This window comes from Clostridium drakei (assembly GCF_000633595.2).
GTDB classification, from domain to species: domain Bacteria; phylum Bacillota; class Clostridia; order Clostridiales; family Clostridiaceae; genus Clostridium_AM; species Clostridium_AM drakei.
Window position 1 is genome coordinate 124,148 of sequence record NZ_JIBU02000012.1, and the last position, 18,917, is coordinate 143,064.

Annotated in this window: 21 protein-coding genes; all 21 read left to right on the top strand. The window is 30.7% G+C overall.

Annotation, left to right across the window (positions count from 1 at the left end):
* Positions 1-11: 11 nt before the first annotated feature.
* A complete protein-coding gene (locus tag EG57_RS0206240) occupies positions 12-617 on the top strand; it encodes an FHA domain-containing protein (RefSeq protein WP_032076403.1) in 606 nt (201 codons plus the stop codon).
* Positions 611-1,231 (top strand): 4Fe-4S single cluster domain-containing protein, encoded by a 621-nt coding sequence (locus tag EG57_RS0206245; protein WP_032076404.1) that lies wholly within the window; start codon positions 611-613, stop codon positions 1,229-1,231. The genes EG57_RS0206240 and EG57_RS0206245 overlap by 7 nt, the downstream gene beginning before the upstream one ends.
* A gap of 2 nt (positions 1,232-1,233) precedes the next feature.
* On the top strand, positions 1,234-3,105 hold the full coding sequence (locus EG57_RS0206250; protein ID WP_032076405.1) for an AAA family ATPase: 1,872 nt from the start codon (positions 1,234-1,236) through the stop codon (positions 3,103-3,105).
* A 2-nt stretch (positions 3,106-3,107) separates the two neighbouring features.
* Positions 3,108-3,866, top strand: coding sequence for a PP2C family protein-serine/threonine phosphatase (locus EG57_RS0206255; protein ID WP_032076406.1), 759 nt, complete (start codon positions 3,108-3,110; stop codon positions 3,864-3,866).
* Positions 3,867-3,921: 55 nt separating this feature from the next.
* Positions 3,922-4,029, top strand: a complete 108-nt coding sequence (locus EG57_RS26995; protein WP_242859817.1) for a PTS glucose transporter subunit IIA — start codon at positions 3,922-3,924, stop codon at positions 4,027-4,029.
* Positions 4,030-4,206: 177 nt separating this feature from the next.
* On the top strand, positions 4,207-5,163 hold the full coding sequence (locus tag EG57_RS0206260) for a carbohydrate kinase family protein (protein WP_032076407.1): 957 nt from the start codon (positions 4,207-4,209) through the stop codon (positions 5,161-5,163).
* Between the two features lie 347 nt (positions 5,164-5,510).
* Positions 5,511-6,692 (top strand): 1-propanol dehydrogenase PduQ, encoded by a 1,182-nt coding sequence (locus EG57_RS0206265; protein ID WP_032076408.1) that lies wholly within the window; start codon positions 5,511-5,513, stop codon positions 6,690-6,692.
* A gap of 162 nt (positions 6,693-6,854) precedes the next feature.
* Entirely contained in the window at positions 6,855-7,199 is a 345-nt protein-coding gene (locus EG57_RS0206270) for a BMC domain-containing protein (protein ID WP_029159291.1), read from the top strand.
* A 43-nt stretch (positions 7,200-7,242) separates the two neighbouring features.
* Positions 7,243-7,671 (top strand): EutP/PduV family microcompartment system protein, encoded by a 429-nt coding sequence (locus EG57_RS0206275; protein WP_032076409.1) that lies wholly within the window; start codon positions 7,243-7,245, stop codon positions 7,669-7,671.
* Between the two features lie 39 nt (positions 7,672-7,710).
* The gene (locus tag EG57_RS0206280) at positions 7,711-8,283 is read left to right on the top strand and encodes an ANTAR domain-containing response regulator (RefSeq protein ID WP_032076410.1); all 573 of its coding nucleotides are present in this window, start codon (positions 7,711-7,713) and stop codon (positions 8,281-8,283) included.
* Positions 8,276-9,712 carry a sensor histidine kinase gene (locus EG57_RS0206285; RefSeq protein WP_032076411.1) on the top strand — a complete coding sequence of 479 codons (1,437 nt, stop codon included), beginning with the start codon at positions 8,276-8,278 and terminating at the stop codon, positions 9,710-9,712. The genes EG57_RS0206280 and EG57_RS0206285 overlap by 8 nt, the downstream gene beginning before the upstream one ends.
* Before the next feature lie 116 nt (positions 9,713-9,828).
* Positions 9,829-11,262 carry an ethanolamine ammonia-lyase reactivating factor EutA gene (gene eutA, locus EG57_RS0206290; protein WP_029159295.1) on the top strand — a complete coding sequence of 478 codons (1,434 nt, stop codon included), beginning with the start codon at positions 9,829-9,831 and terminating at the stop codon, positions 11,260-11,262.
* 22 nt (positions 11,263-11,284) lie between these two features.
* Entirely contained in the window at positions 11,285-12,649 is a 1,365-nt protein-coding gene (locus EG57_RS0206295) for an ethanolamine ammonia-lyase subunit EutB (RefSeq protein ID WP_029159296.1), read from the top strand.
* Between the two features lie 20 nt (positions 12,650-12,669).
* Positions 12,670-13,557 carry an ethanolamine ammonia-lyase subunit EutC gene (gene eutC / locus EG57_RS0206300; protein WP_029159297.1) on the top strand — a complete coding sequence of 296 codons (888 nt, stop codon included), beginning with the start codon at positions 12,670-12,672 and terminating at the stop codon, positions 13,555-13,557.
* 21 nt (positions 13,558-13,578) lie between these two features.
* Positions 13,579-14,232, top strand: a complete 654-nt coding sequence (gene eutL, locus EG57_RS0206305) for an ethanolamine utilization microcompartment protein EutL (RefSeq protein ID WP_029159298.1) — start codon at positions 13,579-13,581, stop codon at positions 14,230-14,232.
* Positions 14,233-14,244: 12 nt separating this feature from the next.
* Positions 14,245-14,796: a BMC domain-containing protein gene (locus EG57_RS27235; RefSeq protein WP_032076412.1), complete on the top strand. Its 552-nt coding sequence runs from the start codon at positions 14,245-14,247 to the stop codon at positions 14,794-14,796.
* Between the two features lie 4 nt (positions 14,797-14,800).
* Positions 14,801-16,267, top strand: coding sequence for an acetaldehyde dehydrogenase (acetylating) (locus EG57_RS0206315; protein WP_032076413.1), 1,467 nt, complete (start codon positions 14,801-14,803; stop codon positions 16,265-16,267).
* Between the two features lie 54 nt (positions 16,268-16,321).
* A complete protein-coding gene (locus EG57_RS0206320; RefSeq protein ID WP_029159301.1) occupies positions 16,322-16,609 on the top strand; it encodes a BMC domain-containing protein in 288 nt (95 codons plus the stop codon).
* Positions 16,610-16,766: 157 nt separating this feature from the next.
* Positions 16,767-17,528 (top strand): cobalamin adenosyltransferase, encoded by a 762-nt coding sequence (locus tag EG57_RS0206325; RefSeq protein WP_200880533.1) that lies wholly within the window; start codon positions 16,767-16,769, stop codon positions 17,526-17,528.
* 8 nt (positions 17,529-17,536) lie between these two features.
* Positions 17,537-18,169: an ethanolamine utilization phosphate acetyltransferase EutD gene (eutD, locus tag EG57_RS0206330; protein ID WP_414629340.1), complete on the top strand. Its 633-nt coding sequence runs from the start codon at positions 17,537-17,539 to the stop codon at positions 18,167-18,169.
* Positions 18,170-18,193: 24 nt separating this feature from the next.
* A complete protein-coding gene (locus tag EG57_RS0206335) occupies positions 18,194-18,901 on the top strand; it encodes a hypothetical protein (RefSeq protein WP_032076414.1) in 708 nt (235 codons plus the stop codon).
* The last annotated feature ends 16 nt before the right edge of the window (positions 18,902-18,917 follow it).

An 18,917-nucleotide genomic window follows, 5' to 3' on the forward strand; every position in this document is an offset into this window, starting at 1 on the left:
GGTGATAATTTATGGATAAGTATAAAGTTTGTCCATCTTGTGGAGAAAAGAATGCCCCCCAACTATTAGAATGTATATATTGTGAAACAGATCTTTCAAGTACAAAAGTGTTGGATGAGGTTGAAGAGCAGATTGTGAAACAAGAAGAGGAAAAGCATAATATGCCACAAGAAAAAATGGTTCGAATTTGTGACTGTGGAACTCATAATATTCCACAAGCACGAAAATGTAGCAGTTGTGGAGAGGATATTTCAGATACCCAGCCAGTATTGTTAACAGAGAAAGCAGACTATTCTTTAGTAAGTATTGATGATAAATATACCTTTAAAATTACAAAACAACTTCATATTATTGGTCGAGAGAATGATATGAGTGATTATTTGCAGTTTAAGCCATATGTGAGCCGTACTCATGCTAAGTTAACATTAGTAGAAGATGATTTGTATATTACTAATTTAAGTCAAACCAATTTTACTTATGTAAACAATGAAAAGCTTGTAGAGGATATTCCAAGATTATTAAAAGATGGTGATGAAGTTGGGCTTGGAGGAATGAAAAAAGATGATGGATATCAAGAAAAAGCAGCATATTTTATTGTGAGAAATTATGTATGTTAGTTGCAAGAATATTATATCCAGTTGAAGTTCTAGGACCTGGTAAACGGATTGGAATTTGGATGTGTGGTTGTAAGCATGGTTGTGAGGGGTGTAGCAATCCTGAATTGTGGGAATTTGATGATAAGTATGAGATATCTGTTAATGATATATTTAAAATTATATATAGTCTAAGTATGAAATATCGAATAGATGGATTCACTATTACGGGAGGAGATCCCTTTGAGCAGGTTGACAAGCTATCAGAATTGATTGAAAGGATAAAAGCAATAAGTTCTGATATTTTAATATATACCGGATATACTCTTGAAGAATTAAAAGGAAAGAATAAATTATCAATTACAAACGTATTGGGGAATATTGCGGTTTTAATTGATGGTAGATATATTGAGAAAAGAAATAATAATGTGCTTTTAAGAGGCTCTGATAACCAGAAGGTGCATATTTTAAATAGTGCATATAAGGAAAGATATGAAAAATATCTAAGTAAGGGGGCTAATAAAATACAAAATTTTAAAACTATAGATGGAATAATATCTGTAGGAATACATAAGCCTGGTTTTATTAAGCAATTAGATGATGATGTAAAAAAGTTTGGATTGCAAAAGGGGGAATAAGAGTGGAAAACTTAGCAGCAAAATGGCATAGGGAACTTGATATTTTTCATAAAATTAAGCCTTTAATTATAATAGAGGGGAATATACTTGATGTCTATCAATATCCTATAGATGGAAGTGTTTATAAAGGCAGTATATTAAGTTTAACTGAATATTTACATTACTACTTTAAAGATTGTGGTTATGAAACTATAGCCTTATATGATAGTATGAATGGTTTTTATAATAATAATGAAAATAAGCATATTGAGAAATTTGCAGAGCTTGTAGAAGCTAATGTAGATGATGGAAGGATCAAGTGCGATTTCAAAGGAAGAGGAGCAAATGCAACAACATACATAAAAAACGTATTATCACAAAACAAAAGTGCTACGGCAGTAATTATGAATTTAGCATCTAGGTATATCATATCACCAGACAACCTTCAACAATCAGAGGTTGATAGCTTTACAAATTTATTATTAGCATCTATGAATGGAAAAGAAGTTAAGACAGAAAAGGGACTTGTAAAAAATATTCTTGTAATGATTGTTAATAAGATAAATGATTTACCAGCTTGGTTATATATAAACAATCCCAATGTTAAAACATTAACTATTGATACGCCTACAAAAAATGAACGGGAACAACTTATAAAAGGGGACAACTTTCCCACTTTCTTTAAGAGAGATATTTACAATGAAGATATAAAGCATTATGAAGATAAAAAGGGTGAATTAGAAAAAATCCAGGATAAATTTATAGCACTCACAGAAGGCTTTTGTTTTACAGAACTCAATGGATTGAGGAAGCTTTGCAAAAATGAAGGTATTCATATATCAAATATGTCAGACGTAATTGATCTATATAAATATGGTATTAAAGATAATCCTTGGAATAGTTTAGACTTATATAAGTTTAAAAATGCTGAAGAAGACTTTAGAAAAAGAGTAAAGGGGCAAGATGAAGCTATTATAAAGGTACTTGATGTTATTAAAAGGGCAGCAATTGGTATGTCGGGATTGCAGCATTCATCACATTCAAAGCCTAAAGGAATTTTATTTTTTGCAGGACCAACAGGAACAGGTAAGACAGAAACAGCTAAAACACTTGCAGAGAAATTGTTTGGAGATGAAAAATATTGTATAAGATTTGATATGAGTGAGTATAGTCAAAGTCACAGTGATCAAAAACTTTTAGGAGCTCCTCCAGGATATGTTGGATATGAATCAGGCGGACAATTAACGAATGCAGTAAAAAATAACCCGTTTTCAATTTTACTATTTGATGAAATAGAAAAGGCACATCCATCAATATTGGATAAATTTTTACAAATCCTTGAAGATGGAAGAATGACTGATGGACAAGGAAATACGGTATATTTTTCAGAAACAATTATTATATTTACAAGTAATTTGGGGATTTACACAAAAGATGAATTAGGTGAAAGACGTCCTAATGTTACTTCAAATATGAATTATGAAGATATACAGAAAAAGGTAAAAGGGTCTATTGGAAATTATTTCAAATTAGAATTAGGGCGACCAGAAATATTAAATCGTATAGGTGAAAATATAGTTGTTTTTGATTATATTAGATCAAATGTTGCTGAACAAATTTTAGATTCACAAATAAATAAAATATTCAAGACTTTACTGATGGATAAAAATATAGACGTTAAACTAACTGATGATGCAAGAAATGTGTTATTAAGAAAAGTCAATGAAAATCTTGATAATGGTGGAAGAGGTATTGGAAATGTTGTAGAAAGTTTATTAATAAATCCACTATCAAGATATTTATTTGATAATATGATTTTGAACAATGCTAATATTTTAATTAAGAATATAAATTTCAATAAGAGGCCGGTAACTATTGAATGTGGGGAGGATTAAATTTGCAAGTTCATGCGATAACTAGAAAGGGGATTAATAAAGACAAAAATGAAGACAGTGTTTTTATTAATAATATAATATTGGATAATGAGTACTATACTATGAGCATAGATGATACTTGTATATTAGCTGCAATTGCGGATGGAGTTGGTGGAAATAATGCAGGTGATGTAGCATCCAATATGGTAATAGAAGCTATAGGCACACTGAGTAAATGTGAAATTATAAATGAGCATGCAATTATTAATTTGATTAATGAAATAAATAACAAGGTTATTAGAGAATCAAATAAAAATGTACAACTGTCTAAAATGGCAACAACATTATCTGGAATTTGTATTATTAATAATAAAGCATGGATTTTTCATGTAGGAAACACAAGAATATATACTATGCAGGGTAGTTATTTAAAGCAGTTAACGGAGGATCATACTACAGTAAATTGGTTAATAAAAAAAGGTGTTATTACAGAAGAAGAAGCGGAGACTTATAGTAAAAGAAATGAAATTACAAACTGTATGGGTGGGGGAAATGAAAAGTTGCTGAAAGCTCTTTATGTAGGTGAAGTATTTAAGGTTATTGAAAATTCGAGGAAAATTATAATAACCTCTGATGGAGTACATGAGTATGTTGGAATTGATGAATTAGAGAAGATCATATCGGATACTTCGTCAGGACAAGAAATATGTGAAAATGTTGTTGCAGAGGCAATTAAAAATGGTTCACAAGATGATATTTCTATCATTCTTATTATGAGATAGTGGCTTAAAAAATATCAATAAATGCATAATAAGAATTGCTATGAAGAATAAAGTATTGGAAATATATATTCATATTGTAATAGATAAAGTAAATATGAATGGAGAAGGTTTTAAAGTTTTTGCAAAAATGGGGACAATGTTAAAGCTGGAGATAAATTATTAGAAGAAAAGGGAAAATCACCTATAACTTCTGTAGTTGTGACAAATTCAGAAAAATTTAATTTTCTTAAAGGCGTAAAAGAAGGAAAAGTGGAATTAAATGATGAATTTATATTTTTGGTAGGAAATAGTAAGGATTAATTTGCAAATTGTTGCAACTGCAATTTTAGGAGGAATGATTATGAATAATAGAATACTATGTGTAGGTGAATTGCTTATTGATTTTATTTGTTCGGATGTTAACTCTACTTTATCTGAAGGAAGTAATTTTGTTAAAAAAGCAGGGGGAGCACCTGCCAATGTTACAGCAGCTATAGCTAAATTAGGTGGAAAGGCTTTATTTGCAGGTAAAGTTGGTAAGGATGCATTTGGATTGTTTTTAAAGAATACTTTAGATCAAGCAGGTGTGGATACTTCTATGTTAATTATGGATAATAATTCAAATACTACACTAGCTTTTGTTTCTTTAAAATCTAATGGTGAAAGAGATTTTATATTCAATAGAGGTGCAGATGGATTATTAAAATATGAAGAATTGGAAGAAGAAAAAATAAAGACTTCTAAAATAATACATTTTGGTTCTGCTACAGCACTTCTTGGTGGAGAATCGAAAGAGACTTATTTAAAAGTTATGGAGATTGCAGAAAAACAAAATATATTTATATCTTTTGATCCTAATTATAGAATAGACCTGTGGAAAGGAAGGACCGAAGAATTTATAGAAACATCTAAATTTTGCATGAAGTATGCTGATTTAGTAAAGGTAAGTGATGAAGAAATAAAAATTATATCAGGAGAAGATGATTTAAATAGAGGATTAGAGATGCTTCACAAGCTAGGAGCTAAAATTGTAGCTGTAACTTTAGGAAAAGAAGGGACTTTAATATCAAACGGTAAAAAGTCTGCCATAATTAGTAGTATAAAAATAAAAGCTATAGATTCCACAGGTGCAGGAGATGCCTTTGTTGGAGCATTTTTGTATAAAATAGCTGAACTTGAAGATCCCAAGTCTTTAATAGAAAAGTTTGAAAAGATAGAAGAAATAACTGCTTTTGCAAATAAAGTAGGAGCTGTTGTATGCACAAAACTAGGGGCTATAGCATCATTACCAAGGTTAATAGAAATAGAAGAATTGTAAAGAGTGTTGTTTATATAGATATTTCTTTAATAGTAATATTTACAAATGATGACTAAAAAGTTTTTATAAGTAGGATTTATTCTTAAAAAATATGAATTAATGTGAAAGTATATTGACATAATTCATTGAAAATTATATAATTACAGTTGAAAATTTGTAAAAATTAAAAATTTTTTAATGTACAATGTAGTGCATTTGAAAGAAGCAAAGTAGCTCCATAGGAAAGTAAATTTCCTGTGGAGCTTTTTTATTTAAGCAGACATCCAAAATCTGTGATTTTGAGATGATAGCATACTTACCTAAAGACAGGAGAAAGAGTTTCAATATTAAACATGAGGAGGATTTACATGGAAAATTTTAAATTAAAAACAAATATTTTTTTTGGAGAAGGGTCTTTAAAAAGGTTGAGTGAATTACAATATAATAAGGTATTTATAGTAACAGATCCTTTTATGGTTGAATCAGGTGCTATAAATAAGATAGTTGACAAATTTAAAAAAGAAGATATGGATTTATCAATATTTTCAGATGTAGTACCAGATCCGCCTATAGAAAATATAATCAAAGGTGTAAAGGTTATGATAGAATTTGATCCAGATGTTGTAGTAGCTTTAGGTGGAGGCTCGGCCATTGATACAGCAAAAGCTATATGTTTATTTAAAAATAAAGTATCAAATCAATTGGTAAATGATACAAATAAGAAAAATGTTAAGTTTATTGCTATACCAACTACAAGTGGTACTGGATCGGAAGTCACAAATTTTTCAGTTATAACAGACAGAGAAAAAGGTGTAAAATATCCTTTGATTTCAGATGAACTTTTAGCAGATGAAGCAATACTTGATGCAGAGCTTGTAAAGACTGTTCCAGATTTTATTACAGCAGACACAGGTATGGATGTTTTAACTCACGCAATTGAAGCTTATGTTTCATTAAAGTCTACAGATTATACAGATGCTTTAGCTGAAAAATCTATAAAAATGGTTTTTGAAAATTTAATTTCTGTATATAATCATGGGGATAACATGGAAGCTAGAAGAAAAATGCACAATGCATCTTGTATGGCTGGAATAGCATTTAATTCAGCTTCATTAGGCATAAATCATGGAATAGCACATACAATAGGAGGAAGATTTCATCTTTCTCATGGAAGAACTAATGCTATATTATTACCTTATGTAATAGAATTTAATGCGAATATAAAAAATAATTCAATTTACAATTATTCAGATTCTTCAGATAGTAATACAGCAAAAAAATATGCACAAATAGCAAGTATTTTGGGACTTCCATGTCCAACTGTGAGACAAGGTGTAAAAAATCTTATATCAGCTATAAACAAGCTGTTAAAGGAGCTTAAAATACCAAATTCATTTAAAGAAGCAGGTTTAGATAAGAAAGAATTCTATGATGAATTGACCATACTTTCACAAAGGTCTATAGATGATAGATGCAGTAGTACAAATCCTAAGAGTTTAAACATTGAAGAAGTAGTTGAATTACTTAAAAAGGCGTATAATGGAAAATAACAATAAATTTTAAAAATATATTGACATATTTGATCAAAAAGTGTAGTATTTAATCATAGATACACAATGAAGTGTATAAATGTTGAAAAGCAATGAGGCTTCTTAGAAATATATTTTTATTTTTAAGAGGCCTATTTTATTTGAAAGAGGTGATGATGCATTATGGAAGACAAACAAAGAATAATTCAAGAATATGTACCAGGAAAACAGGTAACATTAGCTCACATCATAGCAAATCCAAACAAGGATATATATAAGAAGTTAGGACTTGTTTCTGAGATAAAAGATGCCATAGGCATTCTCACTATAACTCCAAGTGAAGCGTCTATAATAGCTGCAGATGTAGCAACTAAAGCAGCTGGAGTATCAATAGGTTTTTTAGATAGATTTAGCGGTTCTTTAGTTATAACAGGGGATGTAGGAAGTGTAGAGTCAGCTGTTAAAGCAGTGCTAGATGTTTTAACTAATACAAACTCTTTTTCAGCATCACCTATTACAAAGTCATAAGGTGTTTTTAAATAATTAAAGTATTAGAGGAGTTATATTAAATATGAAAACGTTATTGCTCATTGGAAGGACAGGCTCTGGAAAAACTACATTAACTCAGGTGCTAAATAAAGAATGTGTGCAATATAAAAAGACTCAGGCTGTTGAAGTTTGTGAAAATATAATCGATACTCCGGGGGAATACATAGAAAATAGAGCTTATTATAAAGCTTTAATAGTATCTTCAGTAGAGGCAGATATAATTGCATTTATTCAGGATTGCACAGAGGAAGAAAGTTTATTTCCACCAGAATTTGCAGGGGCTTTTGAAAAGACTGTTATAGGAATTATAACAAAAATAGATTTGTGCAAATGTGAAAACAGCATAAAAAGGGCAGAAAAATTACTTGAAGTTGCAGGCGCTAAAAAGATATTTAAGATAAGTAGTACAGAAAATTCAGGTATAGATGAAATAAAAAAATATATCCAGTAAAATTTATTTATATATATTTTTTATTTATGAGGTGAAGATATGTTAAAGAGAATAGTAATAGCCGATGATGAACCTATTACAAGAATGGATTTACGAGAAATGCTGGAGGAAGCTAAATACAATGTGGTAGCAGAAGCTTCTGATGGTTTTGATGCAGTGGAGCTTTGTAGAAGATATTTACCGGATTTGGTGATTATGGATATAAAGATGCCTATACTTGATGGATTAAATGCTACAAAAATAATTCAAAATGAAAATTTAGCAGGTGGAGTAGTACTTCTTACAGCCTACAGTGGAAATGATTTTATTGAAAAGGCAGCTAAAGTTGGCGCAATAGGATACTTGGTAAAGCCACTAGATCAAAAATCTTTAGTTCCTACTCTTGAGGTAGCGATATCTAAAAGTAGAGAATTTAAAAAGATGAAGAAAGATCTTGAAAATATTAGTAAGAAACTTGAAGAAAGAAAAACAATAGAAAAAGCTAAAGGGTTGTTAATAAAAAAAGAAAATATTAGTGAAGAAGATGCTTACTCTAAAATTAGGAATTTAAGTATGAATAAAAGATGCACCATGAAACAAATATCGGAGATAATACTTTCGAATTATGCATAATCCAAATATAAGAGAATTATGTATACAATATACTGATTTAACTAAACATGATATATTAAAAATAGAAAATATGGTGTGTTCAATACAATCTTTAGCAGATGTATCTAATGGGGATGTATTTATAGATTGTCCAACAAGAGATAAAGATGTAGCAATAGTAGTAGCAGAAGCAAAACCACTAAATGGTAAGAGCATGTATAAAAATTCAGTAGTTGGAAAATTAGCTTATAGAAGTAATGAGCCAGCAGTATTAAGAACATTGGAGCTTGGTATAGCTACAAAGGAATTAAAAGCTGTAACTCAAGAAATGGTAAATGTAAGACAAAGTGTTGCACCTATTAAAAATAATAATAGGGTAATAGGTGCACTTATAATAGAAAAAGATGTAACAAGTAAGATCAATAATGACAGATATGTAGAAATGTTAACTGAAGGATACAAAACATTAACAGATACACTTATGTCTATAACTGAAGGTGGTAATCCTATAACCAATAATTTAGATCAAGCTATAATCATGTTTGATGAAGATGGAGTGGTAAGATTTAAAAATCCTAAAGCTGATAGGCTTTATTCAAAGTTAGGTTATAAGGATACATTAATTGGAATGGATTATGATAACATATCCTTTGATAATTCCACATTCGAAAATGTTATAAAAGAGAGTAACATGGAAAATGCTTCTTCAGGCCAAAGCATTCAAGTACAAGAAGTTAATGTTGGAAACTTGTTTTTAGAATTAAAAAGAATATTTATACCAGCCAAAACGATAAAACTTATTTTAATGATTAAGGACATAACCAGTATGAAACAAAAGGAAAAAGAACTTATATTAAAATCTGTGGCTATTAAAGAAATACATCACAGGGTTAAAAATAATCTTCAAACCGTAGCAAGCCTTTTAAGGCTTCAAGCTAGGAGAAGTGATAATGAAAGCACAAAAGAATCCTTAAATGAAAGCATGAATAGGATATTAAGCATAGCAGCTACACATGAGATACTTGCCAAAGAAGGCATAGATGAAGTAAATATTCAGGATGTAGTAAGCAATATAAAAAACAATACTGTAAAATACTTTGACGGTGAAAGCAAAAATATAAAAGTAAATTTAGAAGGTGACGATTTTAAAATAGATTCTGATAAGGCAACGTCTATAGCATTAGTTGTAAATGAGTTATTACAAAATTCTATGCATTATGCTTTTAAAAATAAGGATTCAGGAATTATAGATATAATAATTAAAAAAGGTGAAATTTATTCCGCTATAAATTTAATAGATAATGGAATAGGTTTTGATATTAAAAATAAGAGAAGTAATAGTCTTGGTTTAAGTATAGTAAAGAATTTAGTAAAAGATAAACTAAATGGAGATATAGATATAGTTTCAAATAACACAGGAACAAAAATAAGATTTGATTTTAAAAATTAAAATAGTGAATTAAACACAAAGGCGTGTTTATATAAATCAAGCAAAGAGGCTTAAAATTATTATTTAAATAGTAATTTTAAGCCTCTTTGTATTTTTAAAAGGAAGGAGGATTGAAAGTGAAAGAAGAGATTTTAAGTGTGGGAATTGACATAGGGACATCCACTACACAGCTTATATTCAGTAATATAACAATTGAAAATACAGCTTCAAGTTTTTCTGTACCAAGAATAAGTATAGTAGATAAGAAAATTGTATATAGAAGCGATATTTACTTTACACCTCTTATATCTCAAAAAGAAATTAATGGTGAAAGGGTAAGAGAAATTGTAAAAAGTGAATATGAAAAAGCTGGAGTGTCTAAAGATGATGTTAGAACAGGGGCTGTAATCATAACAGGAGAAACTGCAAGAAAGAATAATGCCAATTATGTAATACAAAAATTAAGTGGGTTTGCTGGAGATTTTGTAGTGGCAACTGCAGGACCAGATCTTGAGTCAATAATTTCAGGAAAAGGTGCAGGTGCTGACAGAATATCTAAGGAAGAAAATACTGTGGTAGTTAATTTAGACATTGGTGGAGGAACCACAAATATTGCAGTATTTAATAGAGGAGAATTAGTTGAAGTTGGATGTCTTGATATAGGTGGAAGACTTATAAAAATTGATAAATCTTCAAGAAAAATAACTTATATAGCAGAAAAAATAAAAGAGTTATGTAAGCTAAAGAAAATTGAAATTCAAGAAGGTGAAGAAGCCTCAAAAGATAAACTTTCTGCTGTAGTAGATGAAATGGTAAAACTTTTGGAAGAAAGTGTAGGTCTTAGAGAAAGATCAGGATTTTATGAAAGAATTATAACTAATAAAGGATTAGATCTTAAAAAAGATATAAAGTGCATAACCTTTTCAGGAGGGGTTGCAGATTATATATACAATGAACCAGATGGAGATATCTTTAAATATGGTGATATAGGAATACTATTAGGTCAAGCTATTAAAAAATCTTTTTTATGTGAAAAGTTAAACTTAAAAAAATCTCAAGAAACTATAAGAGCTACAGTGGTAGGTGCAGGCTCACATACTACAGATATAAGTGGAAGTACTATAACCTACACAGAAGATAAACTTCCTATAAAAAATCTTCCAATATTGAAGTTATCTTCAGAAGATGAAAAGTTAGAGCCTAAAGAACTTACTAAAATTATAAAGGAAAAATTAAACTGGTTTGTATTAGAAAATGAAATTCAGCCAGTGGCACTTGCTTTAAAAGCTAAGAAGAATCCTAGCTTTAAAGAAATTGAAGAGCTTTCTAGTGTGCTAATAGAAGGTATGGCAGAAATAATGAAAGAGGATTTTCCTATTATAGTTGTAGTAGAAAATGATATTGCTAAGGTTTTGGGACAAACTATACAGAATAACTTGAATTTTAAGAAACCAGTTATATGTATAGATGCTATAAAAGTTCAAAATGGGGACTACATTGATATTGGTAAGCCATTAGCAGATGGAAAAGTAGTACCTGTAGTAATTAAGACATTGGTATTTAATTCTTAATGATATAAAGGAGGGAATTGTTTTGAAATTAAAAACAAAATTATTTGGACATGTATATGAATTCAAATCATTGATGGAAGTAATGGCTAAAGCCAATGAAGAAAAATCAGGAGATAAGCTTGCTGGAATTGCTGCGGAATCTTCTGAAGAGAGAGTAGCTGCTAAGGTAGTTTTAGCAAGTGTTACTTTGGAAGATCTAAGAAATAATCCTGCAGTACCATATGAAGTTGATGAAGTAACAAGAATAATTCAAGATGCAGTAAATGAAAAGATTTATAATGAGATAAAAAATTGGACAGTATCAGAATTAAGAGAATGGATATTAGATGAAGACACTACTGGAGCTGATATAAAGAGAGTGAGCAGAGGATTAACTAGTGAAATGGTTGCTGCAGTAGCAAAGCTAATGTCAAATTTAGATTTGATATATGGAGCAAGAAAGATAAGAATAACGGCTCACTGCAATACAACTATAGGATTAGAAGGAACTTTATCTGCAAGACTTCAGCCTAACCATCCTACAGATGACCCTGATGGAATACTTGCATCTCTTATGGAAGGATTAAGTTTTGGTATCGGAGACGCTGTTATAGGATTAAATCCAGTTGATGATTCTGTGGAAAGTGTAACAAAAGTATTAAAAAAATTTGATGAGTTTAAAAATAAATGGAAAATACCAACACAGAATTGTGTACTTGCACATGTAACAACTCAAATGGAAGCTGTAAGAAAAGGAGCTCCAACTGATCTTATATTCCAAAGTATAGCAGGTTCACAAAAAGGAAATGAAGCCTTTGGAATAACTGGTGACATGATTGAAGAAGCTAGACAACTAGCATTAAAAGAAGGTACTGGAGAAGGACCAAATGTGATGTATTTTGAAACTGGACAGGGATCTGAGTTATCTTCAGACGCCCATCATGGAGTTGACCAGCTTACTATGGAAGCAAGATGTTATGGTTTTGCTAAAAAGTATAATCCTTTCCTTGTAAACACAGTAGTTGGATTTATAGGACCTGAATACTTATATGATAGTAAACAGGTTATAAGGGCAGGACTTGAGGATCATTTCATGGGTAAACTTACAGGAATACCAATGGGATGTGATGCTTGCTACACTAACCACATGAAAGCTGATCAAAATGACATAGAAAACTTAGCTGTACTGCTTGCAGCAGCAGGCTGTAACTACTTTATGGGAGTGCCACATGGTGATGATGTAATGCTTAATTACCAATGCACAGGATACCATGATACAGCTACTTTAAGAGAATTATTAAACTTGAAGCCAATAAAGGAATTTGATCAATGGCTTAATAAAATGGGTTTTGTAGAAAATGGAAAATTAACTAAAAAAGCAGGAGATGCATCTGTATTTCTTAAATAGTGAAAGGAGAAATATCAATGATATCAGAAGTAGAATTAAAACAATTAGTTTCCCAACTTTTAACGGAAATGACAAGTGATAAAAAAGAAGAATTTAAAAAAGAAATTGAGCCTAAAAAATGTACATCATCATCTCAAGTAGAAAATGGATTTGTAGATGATATAACAGAAATTAATATAAAAGAGCAGCTTTTAGTTCCAAATCCATCGGATGCTGAGGGATATTTAAAAATGAAAGAAAAAACTCCATCAAGAATTGGAATATGGAGAGCTGGTCCAAGATATAAAACGGAAACTTCACTTAGATTTAGAGCAGACCATGCAGCAGCACAGGATTCAGTATTTTCAGATGTTCCTGAGGAATTTTTAAAGGAAGAAAATCTTTTCTCAGTAAAAACTTTATGTGAGAATAAGGATGAATATATAACAAGACCAGATTTAGGAAGAAAGTTTTCAAAGGAAACAATAGATGAGATTAAATCTAAGTGCACTATGAGACCACAGGTTCAAATATATGTATCAGATGGTTTGAGCTCAGCTGCAATAGAAGCTAATATTAAGGACATACTTCCAGCTATTATGCAAGGACTTAATTCTTATAATTTAAGTGTTGGAACTACTTTCTTTGTAAAATACGGAAGAGTAGGAGCTATGGATGTCATTTCAGAAGCATTACAAGCAGATGTTACTTGCGTGCTTATAGGTGAAAGACCAGGTCTTGTAACAGCAGAAAGTATGAGTGCATATATAGCTTATAAGGCAACAGTAAATATGCCAGAAGCTAGAAGAACTGTTCTTTCAAATATACACAAAGGTGGAACAGCACCAGTTGAAGCAGGAGCACATATAGCTGAAATAATAAAAGAAATTTTGGATAAAAAAGCAAGCGGTATAGATTTAAAAATTTAACTGGTTTAGGAGGAAAAGCATATGAAAAACGAAGCTATTCGTGCAACAGTATTAAGTGTAAAGATAATTTCAAATGTAAGTCCAGAAATGGCTAAAGCCTTTAATTTAGAATCACATCATAAAAGTCTTGGTTTAATAACATCAGATATAGATGATGTAACTTACACTGCTTTAGATGAAGCTACAAAAGCAGCAGATGTGGATGTAGTTTATGCAAAATCAATGTATGGAGGTTCGGCTAATTCAAATACAAAATTAGCTGGTGAAGTTATAGGTATACTTGCAGGACCAAATCCAGCAGAAGTTAGAAGTGGTGTTAACTCACTTCTTGACTTTGTAGAAAATGGAGCGCATTTTGTAAGTGCTAATGATGACAATTCAATAGTATATTATGCTCATTGCATATCAAGAACTGGAACCTACCTTTCACAAACAGCTAATATAAAAGAAGGAGAAGCAATAGCTTATTTAATAGCACCTCCTCTTGAAGCAATGTATGGATTAGATGCAGCTTTAAAAGCAGCAGATGTAAGTTTAGCAGCATTTTACGGACCACCATCAGAAACTAACTTTGGTGGAGGATTATTAACAGGAAGTCAATCAGCTTGTAAAGCAGCATGTGATGCTTTTGCTGCAGCAGTGCAGTTTGTAGCTGAAAATCCAACAGCTTTTTAATAAGGTAATTTTATGAATAATGGAGCATTAGGGTTAATAGAAGTATACGGTTACCTTGGTGCCATAGAAGCTGCTGATACGGCACTTAAAGCTGCTAATGTTAATTTAATAGGATGCGAAAAAGTAAAAGGTGGAATAGTTACTGTAAAAATAAAAGGAGATGTAGGGGCAGTTAATTCAGCGGTACAAGCTGCAGAAGAAGCTACTAAAAAGATATGTAAATTGATTTCAACACATGTTATAGCAAGACCAGAAAAAAGTACTTGGAGTATTCTGGAAGAAAAAGTTGAAATTATAGAGGAAAATAATAATTTTGTTAGTGAAGACGCAATTATTGAAAAAACGTTAAATGATGAAGAAGAAAGTAAAAAATTAGAATTTGAAGAAGCTACAAGTAAAAAAATTGTTAAAGAAGACTTTGCAAAAGAGTTAGAAAATAAAACTGTAGAAGAATTACGAAGATTAGTAAGGTCAATGAAATCGCCTATGACAAATAAACAAATTAAATTTGCCAGAAAAGATAGGCTGATCCAAGAAATACTAACCTATTATAAGGAGGATTAAATAGATGGACGTTATAGATAAGGACTTAATATCTATTCAAGAAGTTAGAACTCTTGTATCAAAAGCTAAAGAAGCTCAAAAGATACTTGCAGCGATGAGCCAGAAACAAATAGATAAAATAGTTAAGGCAATATCGGATGCTGGAGCTGAAAATGCAGAAAAATTAGCTAGAATGGCAGAAGAAGAAACAGGATTTGGTAAGGGGAAAGATAAAATTGTAAAAAATACCTTTGCCAGCAAAAGAGTATATGAATATATAAAAGATATGAAAACTGTAGGAATCATAAATGAGAATAGGGAAAAGAAAATTGTAGAGATAGCAGTACCTGTAGGTGTTGTGGCAGGTCTTGTGCCTTCAACAAATCCTACTTCAACAGTTATATATAAGGCTATGATATCTGTTAAGGGGGGAAATTCTATAGTTTTCTCACCACATCCTAATGCAAAAAATTGCATATTAGAAACTATTAAAATTATTTCTAAAGCAGCAGTTGAAGCAGGATGCCCAGAAGGAGCTATATCAGGTGTTACAGTTCCGAGCATGGAAGGTACATCTGAACTTATGAAACATAAAGATGTAGCTTTAATACTTGCAACTGGTGGATCAGCAATGGTAAAAGCAGCATACAGTTCAGGAACACCAGCTATAGGAGTAGGACCTGGAAATGGACCTGCATTTATAGAAAAATCTGCAGATATAAAATTAGCTGTTAAAAGAATTTTAGATAGTAAAACTTTTGATAATGGAACAATATGTGCTTCTGAACAATCAGTAGTAGTAGAAGAATGTTCAAGAGTTAAAGTTATTGAAGAGTTCAAAAAACAAGGTGGATATTTCATGACAGAAGAAGAAGCAGATAGATTGTCAAAGTTTATTTTAAGAGCTAATGGAACAATGAATCCTAAAATTGTAGGTAAGAGTCCTAAGAATATAGCAGAAATGGCAGGTATAAGTATACCAGAAAATACACGAGTACTTATTGCTAAGGAAACAAAAGTTGGAAAACAATATCCTTATTCAAGAGAAAAGCTTGCTCCAATTTTAGCATTTTATTGCGAAGAAAATTGGGAAAAAGCATGTGAAAAGTGTATAGATGTATTAAATAATGAAGGAGCTGGACATACTCTTATAATTCATTCAAGTAATGAAGATATAATAAGAGAATTTGCACTAAAAAAACCAGTTTCAAGACTTCTTGTAAATACTCCAGGAGCTTTAGGTGGAATAGGTGCAGCAACAAATCTTGTCCCAGCCTTAACTTTAGGTTGTGGAGCAGTAGGTGGAAGTTCAACTTCTGATAATATAGGACCTATGAATTTAATCAATATAAGAAGAATGGTTTATGGAGTTAAAGAAATAGAAGAATTAAGAGGAGAAGAGAATATTTCTTCTTGTGAAAATTTAAAAGATTTAAATGAAGAGTATATAAATGCAATAGTTGAAAAATTATTAGAAAAACTTAAAGGTTAAGTGAAAGATTGTAAATTAAAATAAAATTATTTGAATATTTAGGAGGAATTTAAAATGGCAAGTACAAATGCATTAGGAATGATTGAAACAAAAGGATTAGTAGGAGCAATAGAAGCAGCAGATGCTATGGTTAAAGCTGCAAATGTTACTTTAGTAGGAAAAGAACATGTAGGAGGCGGACTTGTTACAGTAATGGTAAGAGGAGATGTTGGAGCTGTTAAAGCAGCTACAGATGCTGGTGCAGCAGCTGCAGAAAGAGTTGGAGAATTAATATCAGTTCATGTAATCCCAAGACCACATACAGAAGTAGATGCAATACTTCCAAAAGTAGAAGTTCAATAAATTTATTTAAATAGATAGAGGAATTGCTAATTATTCCAGGTTAAGAACGTGGGACAGGCTAGCAATTATTAGAAACTAATAAAACATACTATCCGTCAGGTAGTTAACTTACGGATAGTATGTTTATATAGGACATTCTAAAAAGGATGTGAAAATTATGGTACTTACAGAAGCAGGAGTAAGAAGAGAACTTAAAAATTTACCAGAAGGTGAAAAAAATTTTCAAATAGAAAAGGGAGTCATTGTAACTCCGTCTGCAAGACAATATTTGAATGATAGAAATGTCAAGTTAGTAGTAGTTGATAAATTAACTAATAAAAATAGCAAAGTTGAAGTTTCAAATCAAAGTGAAGATTCGGGTAAAATTTTTCCTAAATATAAGTGCTTTCAAGGTGGTTATTTAGAGGAAAAACCTGAACACATGACTCAGCTTTATGGAAACAAATTAGTATTTAAAGATCATAAAAAAATTGTATTAAGAGGAAAAATAGATAGTTTAGAGTCTAAAATATTAGAAACTCAAGTTTTATCAGTAAAACTTCAAAATGAAAAGTTAGCATTGGAATTGGAAGAAATTTTATCTTTTGTAAGAGAGATATTAAGGTGTGAAGTGTTGGAAAAGCCTCTTGGAGATATTAATCTTATAGGAATGAATGAAAAGGAAATTAGAGAAATTTCTCATGATCCTAAAAAGTATTTTAATATGGAACACTTTTTTACAAGCTATAAAATGGGTGAAATTGTAGTTTCAATAAATTCATTAAGAAGTGCCGTTCGTGAGGTGGAAATAGAAGCATTTAAAGCTTTTAAAAATGAAGAGGGAGAGGTATCAAGAGAAGATATCATAAGAGCTCTAAATAGATTAAGCAGCTGCTTTTATGTAATAATGTTTAGATGCCTTACAGGTAAATATAAATAGAAAGGGGTATAAGATTGGCCAGTTTAGATTTGGAATTTATAGTTCAAGAAGCTTTAAAAAGAATTGAAGAAAAGCTTTCTGTACAGGTTGAAGCTTCTGGAAGGCATGTACATCTTTCGAGAGAGGATGTAGAATTACTTTTTGGCTCAGGGTATAAGCTTACAAAAGTAAAAGAGCTGTCTCAAGTAGGACAGTATGCTTGCAAAGAAAGAGTCACACTCATAGGACCTAAAGGTACTATCAAAAATGTAGTGGTTTTAGGTCCAGAAAGAGAAAATACTCAAATAGAACTTTCTCTTACTGATGCACTTTCTTTAGGGGTAAAGGCCCCTATTAGAGAATCTGGAAATATTAAAGGCAGTGCGCCAATTACTATAGCAACAGAAAAGTATTCTAAGGATTTTAAGGAAGGTGTTATAGTAGCTAAGAGACATATACATTTATGTCCTAAGGATGCGGCTTTTTACAATGTAGAGGATAAAGAGATAGTTAAAGTTAAAGTTTTAAGCAAAAGACCTTTAATTTTTGATGATGTTGTTATAAGGGTAAATGAAAACTTCAGAACTTTTATGCACATAGATTATGATGAAGCAAATGCTTGTGGATTTGTAAAGGGAACAAGAGCAAAAATTTTAAAATAGCTTTCCATAAAGGATGTGATATAAATGGATATGGAAAAATTAGTAGAAATGATTACTAAGGAAGTAATGAAAAGGATAAAAAAGCTATCTTATGATGAAAATAGATATGTTAAGGATAAAATATTATTGCTGGGAGATTGCTTTGAAAGCTCTAATATAAAGGAAGCTTTAGAAGAAAAATATATAGTTGATTTATACAATAGTGATGTGAATGTAGACTGTTATAAGGCAGTTGTATTATCAAAATTAAATTTAAAAGTTTTATCTAATTTAGCTCTTGGACTTTGTAATGGTCAATATGAAGAGATTATTATAAATGCCCTTTTTAAAGGTAAAAGAGTATATGTTTTAGAAGATGGAATGGAATATAGAAAATATATGTCAAGTGCCAATAAAAATTTATATAAGCTTTATACAGAATATGAACAAAAACTTATGTATAATGGTGTTGATATATTAAATGAAGGAAACTTAATAAGGGCGTTATTATGTGGACAAGATATTCACAAATCACAAAACCATGAGGTTTATGAGGACAGTATAAGTGAAAAAATTGAAAATAAACAAGAGTTTATAAAGAATTCTTTAAGCAAAAAGCTTATAACAGAAGTAGATTTAAGAAGGCTTTATATGGATGGTGTAAAGGAAATAAACATACTTAAAAAATCTATATTAACACCACTTGCACAAGACTTTATTAGAATTAATCATTTGAAAATAAAGCGAGTGTAGTCTTGGAGGAAAAATT